15 protein-coding genes are annotated in these 15,224 nt (G+C 69.8%); 9 read left to right on the top strand and 6 right to left on the bottom strand.

All coding sequences use genetic code 11. From position 1 onward, the window contains the following. Positions 1-46: 46 nt before the first annotated feature. Together ACGFYV_RS26950 and ACGFYV_RS26955 are read left to right on the top strand one after the other, a co-directional pair. Complete coding sequence (locus tag ACGFYV_RS26950; protein WP_393881056.1) at positions 47-271, top strand: DUF397 domain-containing protein; 225 nt, start codon at positions 47-49, stop codon at positions 269-271. A 94-nt stretch (positions 272-365) separates the two neighbouring features. Further along, positions 366-869, top strand: coding sequence for a hypothetical protein (locus ACGFYV_RS26955; RefSeq protein WP_393881057.1), 504 nt, complete (start codon positions 366-368; stop codon positions 867-869). Here the strand turns inward: ACGFYV_RS26955 and ACGFYV_RS26960 are convergent. Beyond that, positions 852-1,856 (bottom strand): WD40 repeat domain-containing protein, encoded by a 1,005-nt coding sequence (locus ACGFYV_RS26960; RefSeq protein WP_393881058.1) that lies wholly within the window; start codon positions 1,854-1,856, stop codon positions 852-854. The genes ACGFYV_RS26955 and ACGFYV_RS26960 overlap by 18 nt on opposite strands. 99 nt (positions 1,857-1,955) lie before the next feature. Between ACGFYV_RS26960 and ACGFYV_RS26965 the strand changes: the two genes are divergently transcribed. From ACGFYV_RS26965 to ACGFYV_RS26980, 4 genes are all read left to right on the top strand, one after another. Further along, positions 1,956-2,639, top strand: coding sequence for a GDSL-type esterase/lipase family protein (locus ACGFYV_RS26965; RefSeq protein WP_393881059.1), 684 nt, complete (start codon positions 1,956-1,958; stop codon positions 2,637-2,639). Between the two features lie 88 nt (positions 2,640-2,727). Next, positions 2,728-3,315: a Uma2 family endonuclease gene (locus ACGFYV_RS26970; protein ID WP_393881060.1), complete on the top strand. Its 588-nt coding sequence runs from the start codon at positions 2,728-2,730 to the stop codon at positions 3,313-3,315. A 626-nt stretch (positions 3,316-3,941) separates the two neighbouring features. After that, on the top strand, positions 3,942-5,639 hold the full coding sequence (locus ACGFYV_RS26975; protein ID WP_393881061.1) for a hypothetical protein: 1,698 nt from the start codon (positions 3,942-3,944) through the stop codon (positions 5,637-5,639). 54 nt (positions 5,640-5,693) lie between these two features. Further along, positions 5,694-6,686: an aldo/keto reductase gene (locus ACGFYV_RS26980; RefSeq protein ID WP_393881062.1), complete on the top strand. Its 993-nt coding sequence runs from the start codon at positions 5,694-5,696 to the stop codon at positions 6,684-6,686. Positions 6,687-6,917: 231 nt separating this feature from the next. Here the strand turns inward: ACGFYV_RS26980 and thpR are convergent, their stop codons facing one another. The 3 genes from thpR to ACGFYV_RS26995 form a co-directional block, all read right to left on the bottom strand. Beyond that, positions 6,918-7,490, bottom strand: coding sequence for an RNA 2',3'-cyclic phosphodiesterase (thpR, locus tag ACGFYV_RS26985; RefSeq protein ID WP_393881063.1), 573 nt, complete (start codon positions 7,488-7,490; stop codon positions 6,918-6,920). A 104-nt stretch (positions 7,491-7,594) separates the two neighbouring features. After that, positions 7,595-8,863, bottom strand: a complete 1,269-nt coding sequence (locus ACGFYV_RS26990) for an MFS transporter (protein ID WP_393881064.1) — start codon at positions 8,861-8,863, stop codon at positions 7,595-7,597. Positions 8,864-9,031: 168 nt separating this feature from the next. Beyond that, the gene (locus tag ACGFYV_RS26995; protein WP_393881065.1) at positions 9,032-9,469 is read right to left on the bottom strand and encodes a MarR family winged helix-turn-helix transcriptional regulator; all 438 of its coding nucleotides are present in this window, start codon (positions 9,467-9,469) and stop codon (positions 9,032-9,034) included. 168 nt (positions 9,470-9,637) lie between these two features. On the opposite strand from ACGFYV_RS26995, the gene ACGFYV_RS27000 reads away from it, so the two are divergent. Beyond that, entirely contained in the window at positions 9,638-9,820 is a 183-nt protein-coding gene (locus ACGFYV_RS27000) for a ribbon-helix-helix protein, CopG family (protein WP_393881066.1), read from the top strand. 54 nt (positions 9,821-9,874) lie between these two features. On the opposite strand, the gene ACGFYV_RS27005 is transcribed toward ACGFYV_RS27000, so the two are convergent. Next, positions 9,875-11,326 (bottom strand): NCS2 family permease, encoded by a 1,452-nt coding sequence (locus tag ACGFYV_RS27005; RefSeq protein ID WP_393881067.1) that lies wholly within the window; start codon positions 11,324-11,326, stop codon positions 9,875-9,877. A 247-nt stretch (positions 11,327-11,573) separates the two neighbouring features. Here ACGFYV_RS27005 and ACGFYV_RS27010 point away from each other — a divergent pair, with 247 nt between their 5' ends. Together ACGFYV_RS27010 and ACGFYV_RS27015 are read left to right on the top strand one after the other, a co-directional pair. Further along, positions 11,574-11,855 (top strand): DUF2530 domain-containing protein, encoded by a 282-nt coding sequence (locus tag ACGFYV_RS27010; protein WP_393881068.1) that lies wholly within the window; start codon positions 11,574-11,576, stop codon positions 11,853-11,855. A gap of 57 nt (positions 11,856-11,912) precedes the next feature. Next, positions 11,913-14,294 carry an HAD-IC family P-type ATPase gene (locus ACGFYV_RS27015; RefSeq protein ID WP_393881069.1) on the top strand — a complete coding sequence of 794 codons (2,382 nt, stop codon included), beginning with the start codon at positions 11,913-11,915 and terminating at the stop codon, positions 14,292-14,294. Between the two features lie 49 nt (positions 14,295-14,343). On the opposite strand, the gene ACGFYV_RS27020 is transcribed toward ACGFYV_RS27015, so the two are convergent. Then, positions 14,344-15,174 (bottom strand): hypothetical protein, encoded by an 831-nt coding sequence (locus ACGFYV_RS27020; RefSeq protein ID WP_393881070.1) that lies wholly within the window; start codon positions 15,172-15,174, stop codon positions 14,344-14,346. Positions 15,175-15,224: the final 50 nt, after the last annotated feature.

Below are 15,224 nucleotides of genomic sequence, written 5' to 3' on the forward strand. Positions count from 1 at the left end.
GAGACCAATCACCCGGCCTCAACAGGCCCGACGGGAAGGCACAGCCATGTCCGACAAGAGCGACCTCTACGCACTCGATCTCGCCGCCGTCAGCTTCGTGCAGGCCTGCGGAGGCCCCTGTTCCGACGGATGCGTGGTTCTCGCCCGCATCGGTGAGGACGCCTGGGCCCTCGGTGACAGCAAGCGGCCCGATCTGGAGCCGCTGCGGTTCAGCTCGGAGGAGCTGAGCGCGGCCGGTATCGACCCGACGCGGTTCGGCCTCGCCCTCTGAGCATCTGTCCCCGGGCCGGCCGGTCCTGGCATGCTCCCCGGGGCCGTCAGGACCGACCGCGCCGCGTGAACGGCAACATGGACAAGGACCACCCGTGCATCACCACGGCTTCCTCTGGACCGGCCCCAAGTCCCGCTTCGATCAAGACGCCCTGCGCCGGCCTCCCCACCCCGAGCCGCCCCCAGCCGGAAGCGCGCCGGAGCTGATTCAGCGGTACCGGGAGGTCGCCGCCGGCTTTCCCGTATCCGACCTGCCTCCGCTGGAGACGGCGTACTGGCTCGTCAAGCCGCGCTCCCTCGTGCGGGGCACCTGGGCGGGGCCGGGGGAGGCCGCCGCGTGGCTCGGTGAGCGGCTGGCCGAGTTCGCGGCCCGGTTCGCGTGCGCCGCCCAGCGCGAGGAGCGCCACCGGGCCGGCCTCGTCACCTCCGCGGCCCATCGGCTCGCGGCGGGCCGTGACGTGTCCCTCGGTTTCTATCTCGCGGAGCCCGCATATCTGTCCCTGGCCCTGGTGTCCTGCTCACCGAACCGGGCGAAGCCCGAACTCACCTGCCCGCAGGGCCCATCACCCCCTGGCACGCCGTCACCTCTTACGTCGTAGCCGCCGCAGACCGAACAGCGCGAGCGCCCCCGCGGCGAGGACCACGACGCCCACCTTGACGCTCCCGCCCGTACCCGAGTCCCCGCCCGCCGACGCGGCCGAACTCCCGTCCCCGGAGGGCGATGTGCCGCTGGACGCGCCCCCGGGCGCGTCCTTCGCCTCCACCGCACTGCCCGCGCCCTCGCTGCCGTACATCAGCTTGGAGCCGTCGGCGGAGTAGGAGACGGACTCGCCCTGTCCCTGGAGGGGGACCTCCAGGCGACCGCGCCGTTCGATCTTCCCGCCGTTCCAGTCGTAGTAGATGCCGCCGAAGTACCCGCGGACGGCGAGTTGCCGGCCGTTCGGCGAGAAGGCGGCGTCGGTGGCCCAGAGGTCGACGGTGGCGACGGGACGGAAGATGTTCGAGCCGGAGGGAGACATGTGCGCCGGCCCCTCGAAGAGATGCCCGCCGTTCTCGTTCTTGTCGATGATGTACACGCGTCCGGTCTTCGGGTGCACGATCAGCGACTCGGCGTTGCGGGGCCCGTCGGAGTACTTGACCACGTACTGCGTGGCCCTGACCGTCGCGTCCCGGAGCACCTTCGGCTCGGGCAGCCGGTAGATCCACACGTAGGGCCAGGCGCCGCCGAGGTTGTCGCCGATGTCGCCGACGTAGATCTGGTTGTCCGGGCCGATGGAGATGGCCTCCACGTCGCGCGGGGCCCCGATGCCGCGCAGGGTCAGCGTGGCGACGGTCTTCCCGGTCGCGCTGTCCACGGCGTAGATGTACGGCCCGTCGTCGCTGTCGTTGTGCGTCCAGTAGATGCCCGGGTGCTGATGGGAGGCGGCCAGGCCGCTGGACTCCGCGATTCTCGGGTCCTTGATCGTGAACCCCTGGTCACCAGGACGGTCACTCCCTGTGGCCGAGGCGGGCAGGGCGCAGGCACCCGTGAGCAGGACCCCGGCGAGCAGCAGGACCCCGGCGAGCAGGGCGAACGGTCGGCGCATGGACCAAGACTGCCATCCCGTGAGGGCGTTCACGGCGGCGTGGTGGGCCTCACACCCCCGCGCACCCCACCCGGCTCCGGGATCGTCCATCATGAGCGGATGCTCAGGTTCATGCCCGTCGGTGACTCCATGACGATCGGAAGCGCGGGCGAACACACGTGGCGCTACCGGATGTGGCAGCACCTGCGGGAGACGTACGGCGGCCCGTTCCGGATCGTCGGCCCGCGCGAGACGCTGTACGACAAGGCGACCGACACCCCGACCTCGTACGAGTACGCCGACCCCGGCTTCCCCCGCGCCCACCTGGCCGGCTGGGGCGAGGGCTGGCTGCACATGGTGCCGCTGATCGGCGAGGCCGTACGGGAGCACCGCGCCGACGTCCTGCTCGTCTCCCTCGGCCTGATCGACCTCGGCTTCTACACGAACGCCGAGCAGACGGCGGAGAACGCCCGCGCCTTCGTCGCCGCCGCCCGCGCGGCCAACCCGCGCATCCACATGGTCCTGCTGCCGGTGATCCCCAACGTCCGCGCCGAGGCGGACCCGCCCTTCGCCGAGCAGGTGGCCCGCTTCAACGTCCTGCTCGCCAAGACAGCCGCCGACCTGGACGAACCCCGCTCCCCGATCCTCCTCGCCTCGCCCCCCGAGGCGTACGACATCCACCGCGACACCTACGACGGCACGCATCCCAACGCGAGCGGCGAACACCGCGTCGCGGCGGCCTTCGCCGGGGCGATGTGGGAGGCGTGGGACCTCGGAGGTCCGTACGAGGCCGGAACAGGCTGACCGGTTTCCGGAGTCCCCTGACTACAGTGCGTATCGTTGTACTGCGCGGCTGCACCTGTTCGTGGGGCAGCCGGGGAGGAGCGCCACGATGACCGTCCTTGAAGACAGGATCGCGATGGCCGAGTGCGACAACGAGAGCACGCTCGACGCGATGTTCGACCGGCTCGAGAAGATGCCCGTCCCCGAGGGATACAAGGTCGAGATTGTCGAGGGGACCGTCTACATGTCGCCGCAGCGGGACACTCACTGGGAAATCATCCTGGACATCGTCGAGCAGCTGCGGACCAAGTACCCCCGGAAGCGGGTGAAGTCCGACGTCCGGATCGACTACCCGGGTCACCTCAACGGCTTCACCACCGACGTGACCCTCATCAAGGAGGACGCGACGAAGACGGAGAAGGGTCTCTGGCACTGCGAGGACGTCATGTTCGTCGCCGAAGTCATCTCCACGGGCACCTCGGCCAACGACTACGGCCCGAAGAAGACCGCCTACGCCACGGCCGAAGTCCCCGTTTACGTCATCGTCGACCCGTACAAGGGCACCTGCTACGCCTACACGCAGCCCAAGGAAGGCGACTACATCACGCGGACGACGGTCGACTTCGGCAAAGACATCGACCTGACCGGCACGGTGGTCGACCTCGTCCTCAAGACCGATGAGTTCCCGCGCGACTAGGGGGTGTCGTTTGGATCACCCCGGCGTCGCGGCCCGGCACCGCGACGATCTGGTGCTGCGGGCCGCGCACGCGCTGTACGGGGCGGACCTCACCCTCCCGCTCGCCGGAAGCGGAAGCTGAGCGTCTCTTTCGCGCGTTGGGTTACGATCGCGCAGGTGGCGTCCGGAAGCTCTCCCGTCTTCCCGTCGACGCTGGAAGTGCTGAGGCGTCTGGGCGTCCACTTCGACGGCAGGGAAGAAGCCCAGGGAGGACCTGAGCAGCGGGCCCACGCGGCCAACCTCGTTCGGCTCAACAAGTTGCGTCCGTTGGCATCGGCGGCTGCCGAGCAGAGGGAGCTGCCCGAGGACGAGCGGGAGGTGCCGTGGGAGCCGATCGACCTCTCGGGCACGGACAGGGTGCCGGCCATGGTCCCCCACACAGCTGAGGGGGAACTGTCCCAGGACCAGGTCGATGAACTGTTCCAGTGGATCCGGAACCAGGGCCGACCGACTCGGGGCCAGGTATGGGACGAGGCGGAAAACCGGTGGCCGGGTCAGAACATGAACCAGGCCCTGCTGCACCGTCTGCTGCGCCGCTACACCGCCACCGGTTCAGGGTGCCCTTGTCACTCGATGCCGTTGACGCGTTGCGCAGGGAGTACCACACGTCCTATCTGCCGCAGCGGGCCGCCGCCGCGCACGGCGCCACCGCCACCGCCACCGCCACCGCCACCGCCACCGGCTCCGGGTTGGTCGCGGGAGCGGGTGGGCTGACCTCGGCGGAGCGGAACACGGTCTTCGGACAGGCGGACCTCGCGGGCACACCGGAGATACCCGCGGCGGCCACGACGGACGACGAGGGCCCGTCACTGCCGGCGCAGAGCCGCGCGGCGCTGTTCTCGGCGATGCGCGAAGCAGGCGGGGCGATGACCCTGGGGGACGTGAGCGACCAGGTGGGTGCCCTGTTCGGCGTCCGTCTGTCACGGCCCGCGCTGTACCGGCTGAACCGGCAGTTCACGGCCGAGGAGCGTGCCGGGAACCTGCGGGCGGCGGCCGACGCCTCCCCCGCGAACTCCGAGTACCTGCGCCTGGCGATCGACTACTACATCGACCACGGAGATCTCGACGGCGCGGGCCGGGACCGCGCATACGACCCCGCGGTACGGAACATGCTGACCTGGGCCGAATCCGCCCGGACCGGAATGCTGGACGCCCCCCTGGACCAGGCCTCGGCCACGGTCCTGCGCGGCCTCGGAATCACCCTGCCCGAGCCACCCCGTCCCCCCGAGCCCACGACCCAGCCCCGGACCCGGACTCGCCCCCGCCCCGAACACCCCTCACCCTCCACAACCCCCAACCCACGGCCCACCAAGCGCCGCCGACACCACTCCCCGCAACCACAAGCAGACCCACAGCCGGAACCGAACCCGGAACCGAACCCGGAACCGAGCCCGCAACCAGACCAGCAACCAGTCCCTCAACCAGACCCGCAAGCGGACCCACAGGTGGTACCAGAGCCGGAGCCGGAGCCGGACCTGCTTCGAGACTTCCTGGACGGCGGACTACCTGCCACAGGCAGTGGCCTGGACCCGGCGCTCGTGTCCTCCTGGCTCGACCCCGGTCTCCTGGGCCCGGACTCCACCCTGTGGGGTCCGGCCGACACCACAGGACCTCACCAGCAGACGGAGGCGATGGACTGGCTGGCCGGCCTCACCGGCACGGGCCGGCTCGGAGTGTGGGAACAACTCTCAGCACGCGGACTGACCGTCACGGACACACCACAGGGCACGGACAGCTTCCTGTACGCACTCCTCGCCGGCGCACCACACCTGTGGCCCCAGACACCACAGGACATCACCCCCGCCGCACAGCTACGCTCCCTCCTCGCCGACGCCGCATACCAGGACCTCACCCAGTCACCCCGCACCCTCGACTGGACCCTGATCGACAATCTCGCACAACCAGCACGCCTGGAAGAAGCCGCTCTGTCCCAATATCGGGCAATCTACGGCGAAGACGCACCTGTGGACCCACAAGCCCTGGACTCCTACCGCGTCAGCGCCCGCACCTACCTGACCCTCACCTGGGGCGACTCGCAACGCCTGAACCCGATCACGAATCTGCGCAACGGAACACCGGACCCGTCCCTCGACGCCATCCTCCCGGCCCTGGCCGCGCACTTCTTCGGAATCACCATCGAAGTACTCTCCTCCACCGAGGCCCCCCAGACCTTCCCCAACACCACCAACCCCGGACTCCACACCACCCTCGTCAGACTCGGCCCCACCGACGGCTTCCCCGACACGTGGACCGGAACGCAACCGAACCCGCACCACCACACCTGAGACATCACGATTTCGCTTGCCTAGAGCGCACTTCAGGTCGTTGGCTAGGCAGTCATGGAGTACACGCAGCTAGGACGCACGGGACTCAAGGTCAGCCGACTGGTCCTCGGCACCATGAACTTCGGCCCGCAGACGGACGAGGCCGACTCTCACGCGATCATGGACGCGGCGCTGGACGCGGGCATCAACTTCTTCGACACCGCCAACGTGTACGGCTGGGGTGAGAACAAGGGCCGTACCGAGAAGATCATCGGGAGCTGGTTCGCCAAGGGCGGCGAGCGGCGTGAGAAGGTCGTGCTCGCCACGAAGGTGTACGGCAGCATGAGCCGTGAGGGCGACACCTGGCCCAACTTCGACAAGCTCTCCGCGCTGAACATCCGGCGCGCCGTGGACGCCAGCCTGAAGCGGCTGGGCACGGACTACATCGACCTGTACCAGTTCCACCACGTCGACCGGAACACACCGTTCGACGAGATCTGGCAGGCCGTCGACGTCCTCGTCCAGCAGGGCAAGATCCTCTACGCGGGCTCCTCCAACTTCCCCGGCTACAAGATCGCCCAGGCGAACGAGTCCGCCGCGCGCCGCGGCGGCACCATCGGCCTCGTCAGCGAGCAGTGCCACTACAACCTCGCCGAGCGCCGCGCCGAGATGGAGGTCATCCCGGCCGCGCGGGAGTACGGCCTCGGGGTCATCCCCTGGTCGCCGCTGCACGGCGGTCTGCTCGGCGGAGTGATCAAGAAGGAGGTGCAGGGCGGGCGCCGTACCTCCGGGCGGGCCGCCGACGCCCTGGCCGACCCGGCCGCCCGGCCGCGCTACCAGGCGTACGAGGACCTGTTGGACAAGCACGGTCTGGAGCCCGGCGAAGTGGCCCTCGCGTGGCTGCTGACCCGGCCCGGCGTGACCGGTCCGATCGTCGGCCCCCGCACCGCCGAGCAGCTTCAGTCCGCCCTGCGCGCCGTCGAGCTGAAGCTGAGCGAGGAACTGCTCGCCTCCCTCGACGAGATCTTCCCCGGCCCCGGCCCGTCCCCGGAGGCCTTCGCCTGGTAGTCGTGGTCACTTCGGCGAGGCCCTGAGGGGCAGCGCCCCGGCAGGGGCGCGGGGAACTGCGCGACCGGCCACGGACGGCCCGCAGCCGGACGGCTACGCGCAGTTCCCTCCGTACCCCTGCACCCCCGCACCCCCTACCTGACAGCCGCCGCCACGGCGACGACCACCAGCAGGAGAACAAGCACACCGGCCATGATCCGGTTCCGGGTTTTCGGGTCCACGTGAACGAGCCTAACCGGCGCCGCCGAGCGGCCAGTGGGCGACCGTCTCGTACCGGGGCCGCTCGCCCCGCACCCCGGACCTCGGCAGGTTGCTGCGGACCAGGGCCAGATCGGCGACGGTCCAGGTGGGGCCGGTGTACTCGGCGAGGGCGGCGACGTAGGGGCGCACGTCCACCGAGTCCCGGCTGCGGGCCACCGTCAGGTGGGCCTTGTACCGCCGGTGCTCCCCCATCGGCACCCCCGCCTTCCGGGCCGCCGCCTCCGCGCGGTCGGCGAGCAGGCGCAGGGTCTCCAGGTCGCCGGACGCACCCGCCCACAGGGCCCGCCCGTGCCCGAACTGGCCGCCGCCGGCGACGGCCAGCGGGAAGGCGGGCGTGCGGTGCGCGGCGCGCTCCAGCCGGTCGGACAGGTCGGGTACGAGGGTGTCGTCGACCTCGCCGTAGAAGGCCAGGGTGAAGTGCCAGCCGGGGCGGCCGGTCCAGCGCAGCCCGTCGGCGCCCGGCAGCGCGCGCAGCAGGTCCACCTCGGCGGCGAGCCCGTGCGTCACGTCCTCGGGGGGCACGACGGCGGCGAAGAGTCTCATGGGCCCAGTCTGCCCACCGCGCGCGGCGCGCGTGGGCGGACCGGCCCGGGCCAAGACATCAGGACGCAGGACGTAAGGACACCGGCATCAGGACGTGAGGACACTCACGCCGCCGGCACCAACTCCGGCTCCCTGGACACCACCCGCACCCGCGGGTGCCCGTGATGCCAGCCCACCGCCAGCCGCAGGCCCCCGACGCGGGCCAGGATCAGGCCGACGGTGACGGCCGCGAGTGCCGAGACGGCGCCGCCGAGGGCGAAGCCGACGCGGGGGCCGTAGGTGTCGGTGATCCAGCCGACGACCGGCGCGCCCAGCGGCGTGCCGCCCATGAACACCATCATGAACAGGGACATCACCCGGCCGCGCATGGCCGGGTCGGTGCCCATCTGCACGGCGGTGTTCGTGGTGACGTTGACCGTCAGGCCGAAGATCCCGATCGGGACCATGAGCAGCGCGAACAGCCAGTACGACGGTGTCAGCGCGGCCACGATCTCCAGCGTGCCGAAGGCCAGCGCGGCGCCGACCATGACGCGCAGCCGGGCCGTGCCGCGCCGGGCGGCGAGCAGGGCGCCGCCGAGGGAGCCGAGGGCCATCAGCGTGTTGAAGAAGCTGTAGCCGCCGGCGCCCGCGTGGAAGACGTCGTCGGCGTAGGCGGACAGCCAGACCGGGAAGTTGAAGCCGAAGGTGCCGATGAAGCCGACCAGGACGATCGGCCAGATCAGGTCGGGGCGGCCGGCGACATAGCGCAGGCCCTCTCGCAGCTGGCCCTTGCCGCGCGGGGTCCGTTCGACGACGTGCAGTTCGCGGGCCCGCATGAGGAGCAGGCCGGCGATGGGCGCGACGAAGGACAGGCCGTTGGCGAGGAAGGCCCAGCCGGTGCCCACGCCGGTGATCATGAGGCCGGCGACGGCCGGGCCGATCAGGCGGGCGGACTGGAAGTTCGCGGAGTTGAGGCTGACGGCGTTCTGCAGCTGCTCGGGGCCGACCATCTCGGAGACGAAGGACTGCCGGGCCGGGTTGTCGACGACCGTGGCGAGGCCGACGGCGAAGGCGGCGACGTAGACGTGCCAGACCTGGACGTGTCCGGAGAGGGTCAGGAAGGCGAGGGCGAGTCCGGTGAGCGCCATGGCCGACTGGGTGACCAGCAGCGCGGGCCGCTTGGGCAGCCGGTCCACGAGGACGCCGCCGTAGAGGCCGAACAACAGCATCGGCAGGAACTGCAGGGCGGTCGTGATGCCCACGGCGGCGGAGGAGCCGGTGAGGCTGAGGACGAGCCAGTCCTGGGCGATGCGCTGCATCCAGGTGCCTGTGTTGGAGACGACCTGGCCGATGAAGAACAGACGGTAGTTCCGGACCTTCAGCGAGCTGAACATCGAGGACGCGCGTCTGTTCTGGATCGAGGGGTTGTGGGTGGGTTTCGGTGCGGGGGCGGAAGGTATTCCGGATCCCGTACTCAAAAGGGTTCGCCTCCTCGTTCTTACTGCCAGTGGCTGGCTTGCCAGATGCGCGAGCTGCGGAGAGCTGCAAATAGCCGCAAAGGGCTACAGATGCGCGAGCTTTTCCAGGACCGGGGCGGCGGCGCGCAGCTTGGCCCACTCGTCCTCGTCGAGACCGTCGACCAGGCCGGCCAGGAACGCGTTGCGCTTGCGGCGGCTCTCTTCGAGCATCGCCTCGGCCTGCTCGGTCCTGCTGACGACCTTCTGGCGCCGGTCCTCTGGATGCGGCTCCAGACGGACCAGCCCCTTGGCTTCGAGCAGCGCGACGATGCGGGTCATCGACGGCGGCTGGACGTGCTCCTTGCGGGCGAGTTCGCCCGGTGTGGCCTGGCCGCACCGGGACAGGGTGCCGAGCACCGACATCTCGGTAGGGCTCAGCGACTCGTCGACCCGCTGGTGCTTGAGCCGACGGGACAGCCGCATGACTGCGGAGCGGAGGGAGTTCACGGCGGCAACGTCGTCGCCATGGGTGAGGTCCGGCATGTTCTTTAGCGTAACTCATTACTCAGACTAAAGACCACCGCGACGCGCCCGGATGCCCGTGACGCGGGCCACTGAACCCCTCGATCCGAACCCCTCGATCACCCATATGAGTGAGACGGTTCCGGAAAGTGACACGCCGGGTGGCCTGATATGGCGACCCTCGTACGCATGAGGACCAGTGTGCTCAGCCTGCGGATAGACGGGGAGCTGCTCGAAAGGCTCCGGCACCATGCGGCCAGAAGAGGAATGAGCGTGCAGGACTATGTGGTCCGCACGCTCATTCGGGACGACTTCGACGAACGGTTCCAGACCGCCGTCGAGGAGACGGAGAAGTTCTACGGGGTCACGTGACCCCGGGGGATCCGTGACCCCGGGGGATCAAGGGGACCCAGGGGACCCAGGGGATCAGGTCAGGCCCAGCGCCGGCATCAGGTAGTAGAAGGCGAAGACCGCCGAGACGACGTACATCGCCACCGGGATCTCCTTCGCGCGACCGGCCACCAGGCGCAGCACCACGAAGGTGATGAAGCCCATGCCGATGCCGTTCGTGATCGAGTAGGTGAACGGCATCATCAGCATCGTCACGAAGGCCGGGATGGCGATCGTGTAGTCCGCCCAGTCGATCTCCTTGACGGAGTTCGACAGGATCAGGAAGCCCACCGCGACCAGGGCCGGCGTGGCCGCCTGGGACGGGACCATCGTGGCGATGGGCGTGAGGAAGAGCGACAGGGCGAACAGACCGCCCGTGACGACGTTGGCGAAACCGGTGCGGGCGCCCTCACCGACGCCCGCCGTGGACTCCACGAACGCGGTGGTGGCCGAGGAGGAGCTGGCACCGCCCGCCGCGACGGCGAGGCCGTCCACGAAGAGGACCTTGTTGATGCCCGGCATGTAGCCCTGGGCGTCGGTCAGCTTGGCCTCGTCGCTGACGCCCATGATCGTGCCCATGGCGTCGAAGAAGCAGGACAGCAGCACGGTGAAGACGAAGAGGACGCCGGTCAGCACGCCGACCTTGGAGAAGCCGCCGAAGAGGCTGAAGTGACCGATCAGGCCGAAGTCGGGGGTGGCCACCGGGTTGCCCGGCCACTTCGGGACGGTCAGGCCCCAGGCCGGGATCGTGGCGACGGCGTTGATGATCACCGCGAGGACGGTCATGCCGACGATCGAGATCAGGATCGCGCCCGGCACCTTGCGCACGATGAGGGCGAAGGTGAGCAGCACGCCGAGGATGAAGATCAGCACCGGCCAGCCGTTGAGGTGGCCGCCCACGCCGAGCTGGAGCGGGACGGTGGTCTCGGCGACGTCCGGGATGCGGGTGACGAAGCCGGAGTCGACCAGACCGATCAGCATGATGAACAGGCCGATACCGATGGAGATGGCCTTGCGCAGGCCGAACGGCACCGCGTTCATCACGCGCTCGCGCAGACCCGTGGCGACCAGCGCCATGACCACGAAACCGGCCCAGACGACCATGCCCATGGCGTCCGGCCAGGTCATCCGGGGTGCGAGCTGGAGGGCGACGACCGAGTTCACGCCGAGGCCGGCGGCCATGGCGATCGGGACGTTGCCGATGACACCCATGAGCAGGGTGCTGAACGCCGCCGTCAGCGCGGTCGCCGTGACCAGCTGGCCACCGTTCAGGTGGTGCCCGTACATGTCCTTCGCGCTGCTGAGGACGATCGGGTTCAGCACGATGATGTACGCCATCGCGAAGAAGGTGGCGAGACCGCCGCGGATCTCGCGGGGCAGGGAGCTGCCGCGCTCGGAGATCCGGAAGAAGCGGTCGAGTGCGCCGAAGGCCGGAGCGCCGCCCGGCTGTTCGGGGGCGGGGACCTTGGCGGGTGCCGAGGTGGACATGCGGGACCTCATCACCAGCGGGGCTCCCCCGGGCCGCGTTGGAGTTTCATACGAGCAGAAGTGGTCAAAGACAAACGGTTTCAGTATGAACGTATGAGGCGGGGTTCGCTATCTCCGCGCGTAGACCCCAGGCGCGACAGGCCGAGAAGGGACCCGGGCAGGCCCCTGGGATGGGCCCGGGGACGGGCCTGCCCCTCATCGGCGGTCACCTCGTACGCCGTCCCCGCCGCCTCGTAAGCTGTCCTCCATGACGAAGTGGACCCCCAAGCACGAGGCGCCGGAGCCCCTGGAAGGCCCCGTGGTCGCCACCATCACCGGCGGCACGATCGTGTGGTTCGTCCTCTTCCTGGCCCAGCTGCCGTTCTACGGCTGGTTCCACGACCACGGCCACCTGTGGTGGCTGTGGACCTGCCTGGCCGGGGGCGGGCTCGGGCTGATCGGCATCTGGTACGTCCGCAAGCGGGACGCGGCGATCAAGCGGGCCGCGGCACCGGACCCGGTGAAAAACGCCGGACTGGCCGATTCCTGACCCCTTGGCCCCTCACATCGGTGGGCGGGCGGTCACATCCCCACGTACGGTCGATCCATGAGCCATATGCTCGACCCCGTCCATCCGGTCACCCTCCCCGGGGCAGCCTCGCCGGGCCTGAGCGGTGCGCAGGTCGCCGAGCGGGTCGCGCGGGGGCAGGTCAACGACGTGCCGGTGCGCAGCAGCCGCTCCCTGGGCGAGATCGTGCGCGCCAACGTCTTCACCCGGTTCAACGCGATCATCGGCGTGCTGTGGCTGGTCACGCTGTTCGTGGCGCCGATCCAGGACAGCCTGTTCGGCTTCGTGATCATCGCCAACACCGGTATCGGCATCGTCCAGGAGTGGCGGGCCAAGAAGACCCTGGACTCGCTGGCGGTGATCGGGGAGGCCCGGCCGACGGTACGCCGGGACGGCAGAGCCACCGAGGTCCCCACGAACCGGATCGTCCTCGACGACCTGATCGAGATCGGGCCCGGCGACAAGATCGTCGTGGACGGGGTGTGCGCCGAGGCGGACGGGCTGGAGATCGACGAGTCCCTGCTGACCGGTGAGGCCGACCCGGTCGTCAAGCACGCGGGCGACCCGGTGATGTCCGGCAGCTTCGTGGTCGCCGGCGGCGGCGCGTTCCGGGCGACCAAGGTGGGCCGCGAGGCCTACGCCGCCCAGCTCGCCGAGGAGGCCTCCCGCTTCACCCTCGTCCACTCCGAGCTGCGCACCGGCATCTCCACGATCCTCAAGTACGTGACGTGGATGATGGTCCCGGCCGCGATCGGCCTGGTCGTCACCCAGCTCTTCGTGAAGAACAACGACTTCAAGGACGCCGTCGCCCGCACGATCGGCGGGATCGTCCCGATGGTCCCGGAAGGGCTGGTGCTGCTGACCTCCGTGGCCTTCGCGATAGGCGTCATACGGCTGGGCCGCAAGCAGGTCCTGGTGCAGGAGCTGCCCGCCATCGAGGGGCTCGCCCGTGTCGACACCGTCTGCCTGGACAAGACCGGCACGCTGACCGAGGGCGGCATGGACGTCAGCGACCTCAGGATGCTGGACGGGGCCGAGGAGGGTTACGTACGCCAGGTGCTCGGCGCCCTCGGGGAGTCCGACCCGCGGCCCAACGCCTCGCTCCAGGCGATCATCGCCGCCTATCCGGACAGCGAGGACTGGCGCTGCGTGGAGTCGCTGCCGTTCTCCTCGGCGCGCAAGTACAGCGGCGCCGCGTTCAGCGAGGGCGACGGCGAGACCAGCACGTGGCTGCTCGGCGCGCCCGACGTCCTGCTGGGCGCCGACGACCCCGCCCTGGCCGAGACCGCGCGGCTGAACGAGCAGGGGCTGCGGGTCCTGCTGCTCGCCCGCGCCACCCGCGACCTGGACGGCGCCGAACCGGCCAAGGGCGCCCGCCCCACCGCGCTGGTCGTCCTGGAGCAGCGGCTGCGCCCCGACGCCGCGGACACGCTCCACTACTTCGCCGAGCAGCATGTGCGCGCCAAGGTCATCTCCGGTGACAACGCGGTGTCCGTCGGCGCGGTCGCGGCCAAGCTGGGGCTGTCCGGTACGACGGTGGACGCCCGGCAGTTGCCCACCGGGCAGCGGGAGATGGCGAAGGCGCTGGACGAGGGGACCGTGTTCGGGCGGGTCACACCGCAGCAGAAGCGGGACATGGTCGGGGCGCTGCAGTCCGAGGGGCACGCGGTCGCGATGACCGGGGACGGCGTGAACGACGTGCTCGCGCTGAAGGACGCCGACATCGGTGTCTCGATGGGCTCGGGTTCGGAGGCGACCCGGGCGGTGGCGCAGATCGTGCTGCTCGACAACAGCTTCGCCACGCTGCCCTCGGTGGTCGCCGAGGGGCGCCGGGTCATCGGCAACATCACGCGGGTGGCGACGCTGTTCCTGGTCAAGACCGTGTACTCGGTGCTGCTGGCGGTGCTGGTGGTGTGCTGGCAGGTCGAGTACCCGTTCCTGCCCCGGCATCTGACCCTGCTGTCCACCCTCACCATCGGTGTCCCGGCGTTCTTCCTGGCGCTGGCGCCCAACAAGGAACGCGCCCGCCCGCACTTCGTACGGCGGGTCATGCGGTACGCGATCCCCGGCGGGGTGGTGGCCGGGGCCGCGACGTTCGTGACGTATCTGATCGCCCGGCACCACTACTCGGGCACGGACGCGCTGGGCGCCGAGACGAGCGCGGCGACGCTGACGCTGTTCCTGATCTCCATGTGGGTCCTGGCGATCATCGCCCGCCCCTACACGTGGTGGCGGGTCACACTGGTCGCCGCGATGGGCGCGGCCTTCCTCTTCGTCCTCGCCGTACCGGCCCTGCAGACCTTCTTCGCGCTGAAGCTGGTGGGGGTGGCGATGCCGTGGACGGCGGTAGGAGTGGCGGTGGTGGCGGCGGCCACCCTGGAGTTGCTCTGGAAATGGGTGGACCGCCGCTTTCCCGCTTAGCGCTCAGCACTGGCCGGGGCGCGGGACCGCGCGTCGTCAGCGCACGCCGTCAGCGCACGTCGACGTAGTCGGCCGTCGCGGTGATTCCCGCCGTGCTGGTGCTGCCCGCGTAGCTGTAGCGGTAGTAGCCGTCGGCGGTGGCCCTCACGGTGGTCTTCAGGGCGCCCGTGGAGGACGAGGTGATGGTCTTCAGCGTGGTGTAGGTGGTGGAGCCCGCCTTGCGGTACTGGAGCTTGACGGGCTGGCCGCCGAGGGCGTTCCAGGTGCCGTGCTCCCAGTCGCCGCGCGTGAGCTTGCCGTTGACGGTGAGCGTGGCGCCCTTCTTGACGGGCTCGGGCGTGGCGTCGGTGGTGAGCTTGGTGACGCGCTGCACCAGGCTGGTGCCGGCGCCGCCCTTGTCGGCGAAGCCGACCTTGCTCAGGTCCGGGTTCGTCGTGGACTGGCCGTTGAAGGCGATGGCCTCGACACCCACGCTCCAGCTGCCGGCCTGGGAGTTCTTCAGGGTGTGGTCGGCCAGGTAGATGTCGACGGTGCCGGTGCAGGTCGCGGTGGTCGCCGTGACCGCCGTGCAGGTCGCCGGGTTGTCGCCGTACAGCTCGCCGGACGGGGTGTCGAAGGAGCCCTTGTACAGGTAGGCGTCCGTGAAGAAGTCGGCGGCCTTGATGTTGACGTCGGCGCCGTGGGTCAGCGTGTAGCTGTACTTGGTGGAGACCTTGCCGGTGGGGCCGACCTTGATCGTCTTGGCGATCGTGACGTTCGAGAAGCCGGCGTTCAGCGTGTAGGGCGTGCCGCTGGTCTCGGCCGCCTGCGCGGTCGGCAGGGCGAGGGCGGACAGGGCCAGGGCGCCGGTGACGGCGGCCAGGGTGGCACGAATGCGCATGAGTTTCCCTGTTGGGAGAAGTTTTCGAGGAGTGAGTCGGTCGACTCGCG

This window comes from Streptomyces sp. NPDC048297, from assembly GCF_043201585.1.
Lineage (GTDB): Bacteria > Actinomycetota > Actinomycetes > Streptomycetales > Streptomycetaceae > Streptomyces.